At 68.9% G+C, this 3,330-nt stretch carries 2 protein-coding genes and 2 pseudogenes; 2 read left to right on the forward strand and 2 right to left on the reverse strand.

Annotated features, from left to right (window positions below; all coding sequences use genetic code 11):
* Positions 1-455, forward strand: a pseudogene (locus QOJ24_RS00300) (DUF4407 domain-containing protein); the annotation flags it as partial.
* A 95-nt stretch (positions 456-550) separates the two neighbouring features.
* Here QOJ24_RS00300 and QOJ24_RS00305 read toward each other — a convergent pair.
* Both QOJ24_RS00305 and QOJ24_RS00310 read right to left on the reverse strand, forming a co-directional pair.
* A complete protein-coding gene (locus QOJ24_RS00305; protein ID WP_526257970.1) occupies positions 551-1,114 on the reverse strand; it encodes a TenA family protein in 564 nt (187 codons plus the stop codon).
* Positions 1,115-1,260: 146 nt separating this feature from the next.
* A complete protein-coding gene (locus tag QOJ24_RS00310; RefSeq protein WP_526257972.1) occupies positions 1,261-2,970 on the reverse strand; it encodes a DUF7937 domain-containing protein in 1,710 nt (569 codons plus the stop codon).
* Between the two features lie 156 nt (positions 2,971-3,126).
* On the opposite strand from QOJ24_RS00310, the pseudogene QOJ24_RS00315 reads away from it, so the two are divergent.
* A pseudogene (locus tag QOJ24_RS00315) lies at positions 3,127-3,330 on the forward strand (hypothetical protein); the annotation flags it as partial.

Consider the following 3,330-nt stretch of genomic DNA (forward strand, 5'->3'; position numbering starts at 1 on the left):
GCATGGAGATCGAGGCGCAGAACGAGATCGATCGGGAGGAGCAGCGCCGTCGCGTCGTTGCAGCGATCGAGGCGCCGACGCAGGTGTCGTCGGAACGGGTGACCGAAGTCGTCGCCGAGTTGGAGTCGCCCACTATTGAGTCGCCTGCCGAGTCGGACAACCTGCCCGCGCTGACCGAATCCGCAGCGGACGACAAGCGCTCGTTGATACCGGCGCTGCCCGACGTGGCGGGGGCGGCCGTGCGCTGGATGCGTCCGTTCGTGCCGCCGGTCGTCGCCAGCGCGATCGAGTCGACGACGCGGCCGCTGCGCGCTGCGCGACAGGTCTTCGAGGAGACCGAAGAGATCCACTTCAGCCTTAGGCGCAGCCACCGGGTCAGCGTGACGTCCGAGGAGACGGCCGAGCCCGTCGAGCAGTGGATCGAAGGGCGCCGTCAGCTCCCCTCAGCCGACTAGCACCTTCCGTAGTGCCCGCCTCACAGCGAATCCCTGGCTGACGCTCACGTCATTGATCGTGTCATGAATTTCGCGTGGTCAGCGGTCAAGTTCCGTCAGTCAGCGGATAACGCCATGTCCCAGAACGCCACCTCGAGCGCGAGCACGTCGCCGACGAGGTCCTCGTGCTTGTCCGGTGCGGCCAGCTCGCCGAGTGCGGCGACATAGTCCGCGAACTCCGGAGTGGACCAGTGCTCGACGAACTCAGCGAACGGGGTGGAGTCCGACGCGGCGGAGGTCCACGCGAGCAGATACACGCGTTCGATCACCCACAGCGCCGTGACCGCAGCTTCGTACGGTGCGGGGTCCAATCGCTGCAGAAGTTCGCGGTACGCGAGCGTCGCCGGCAGCGGCGGAGCGTCCAGCTGCAGACCGCGTCGAGCGGCCTGTTCTTCGAACCAGTCGAGCTCGGCGACCAGCGCGCTGCATCCTCCGACGAGCGCTGCTTGTGCCTGCCGCGGCGCGCGGGCCAGCAGGCGTGCCTGGAAGGTCAGCAGGTCTGCGACGAACAAGGCGTCCTGCGCCAACCATCGGTCGAATGCGGAGTCGGTGATGGTGCCGTCGCGCACGGCGTCGAGAAACGGGTGGTGGGTCGCGGCGGTCCACAGCGAATCATGCACACCGGCAAGGCTAGTGACAGCGGCGGCCGTGGTGTGCCGCCCGTCGAAGCACTGCGGGAAGTGCCCGCCTCACCGCGACATTGTCGGCGGCGGTTAGGCGCCCTACGCTTGCGCGACAAAGTCGCCCGAAGGCGGGCAGTACGCAGTCAACCGCCGGTGACGGGCCCCGACGGCGGCCTGTGCTCGTCGGCATCGTCCGGCGGCGTGGGCAGCGCAATGGTCGGCTCGGATGACCGTTCGCGACGCAGGATGCGAATGCCAGCGGTCGGTGCGGCGATCTCCTCCGTAGGGGGCGCCGCGAGCACCGTCGTCGAATCCTCCCTCAGCCGAACGATTCTCGGCATCTCGGGCGGTTGTGCGGGCTGTGACGGTCGAACGAGCGTCGGTGGCGCCGACACCGCGGGCTGCGGCGCGGAAATAGGAGCCGCGCTGCGCTTCTCGCGGCGGCGAACCAGGTAGCCCGCCAGCGGCCCGGTGAACAACATCGCGACCAGCACGGCGAAGCTCAGCAGGCAGATGGTCACGTCGAACGTGCTAGTGATCTGCTGAGCCAGGTTGTTGCCGTAGACGCTGGAGGGCGACGCCTCGGCGTACCGCGGTGCGAGCGCGACGCCGATGGCCAGGTTCGCGACCGTAAAGACGAACAGCAGCCCGCTGAAAGCCGCGATGACGGGCAGCGTGACTTCACCCCTGGCGAGCTGACGGTGCAGCCAGCGGGCGACCAAGCCGGTGATCAGGTTGAACACCGTCATCGCCGCGGTGTCGTACAGCGCGCGGGGGAGGTCCAATGACCAGGCGACCAAATAGTCGATGACGCGCAGCGCCGCCGCGGCGAACGCCCAGAACGCGATGAGCGTCAGACATTTCTCCGCCGCCGACCGGTACGCACCCAACGTGGGCGGCTTGATCAGGAAGATGGCGTACAGCGTCGTCGGCGCCACGATCGCCGCGGCGGCCGCCCAGAACAGATACCCCTCGTAGCCGACGGCGGCGGTCGAGGTGTTCTGGGCGAAGCCGTGGAAGGCGTCGACGTCGCGGCCGATGGGCAGGATCCACACCAGCGTGGCCGCCAGCGCGCCGGAGGCGCCCAGCGCTGCGGTGGCCAGCCTCGCGGCGGCCGTCCGCTCGGTGAGCCAGCGCGACGCGATGACCAACGCGATCAAAGCCTCCGCGCCGTACAGCAGCGTGGTGATGATGGTGGCGATGTCCTCGCCGCCGAACGCGCCGTTCGTGACGAACAGGTAGCGCAGCCGCCAGTACACGTTGAAGGCCACCGACAGCGTGGCGAGCGCAATCGACACCCCGCCCAGCATCCTCGCGGCCGCATACCACCGACGAAACCCGTTGTCCTGGATGGTGATACCGGTGATCGGCGGCTGCGACGCCAGCAGCGCGCCCCCGACGCCGAGCAGCAGGCCGGGCCCGACGCCCGGCCCCACCAGGCCGGTGCCGCCGCCGCGCCATGTCTCGAGCAACTGATAGACGACGAAGCCGACGACGACGATCAGATAGCCGAGCGTGAGCAACAGCCGTACCCGGCTCGTTCGGCGGACATCCTGGCCATCGGCGGTGAGCCGGAACGGACCGACGTGGGGCGCCAGCGCGGCCAGGATGGCGAGCAGCGTCACCGCGACGACGACGGCGATCAGCAGGCCGTTGCCGACGGGGATACCGACGCCGAAGTCCAGATTCCACGGCAGAAGCAGCGCGACGGCGAGCAGTGCGACCGCGACCCCGTCGCGTACGGCGTTGGCTCGGGAGGGCACGTAGCCGACTCGGGGCGACCGGCCGACGGCGGCCGCAGCGGCGGTCGCCACCACGGCAGTATCGGGCGCGTCGTAACGCTGGTCGCTCACGGGACGATTTCCTCTCAGGGTGGCAAATCGAGGGGTTGCCACCCCAGCGTGCCATTTTTGCACCCGTGCACAAGCCGGTTCGGGCGACGACTCGACCGGCGAGGATACGGAATCTGTCCGGTAGCTTGGAACGTCGATGAGGCAAGGAGTGAACCTGTGGACGTAGTCCTCGGGGTCGCGGTCACCGGACGGGTGGCGCGGCTGGCGCTGGTCGGTGCGTCCGCCTCGAGCGGCGAGGTGTTCGACGAGTACGCGCTCGACCTGTCCGGGGACGCCGCGACTGAACTCGCCGACACCATCGTCGGGACCTACCGTTCGGTGGCCGACTCGGGCAGTCAGGTGGTCGCGACCAGGCTCTGC

This window comes from Mycobacterium sp. (assembly GCF_032159775.1).
Taxonomy (GTDB): domain Bacteria; phylum Actinomycetota; class Actinomycetes; order Mycobacteriales; family Mycobacteriaceae; genus Mycobacterium.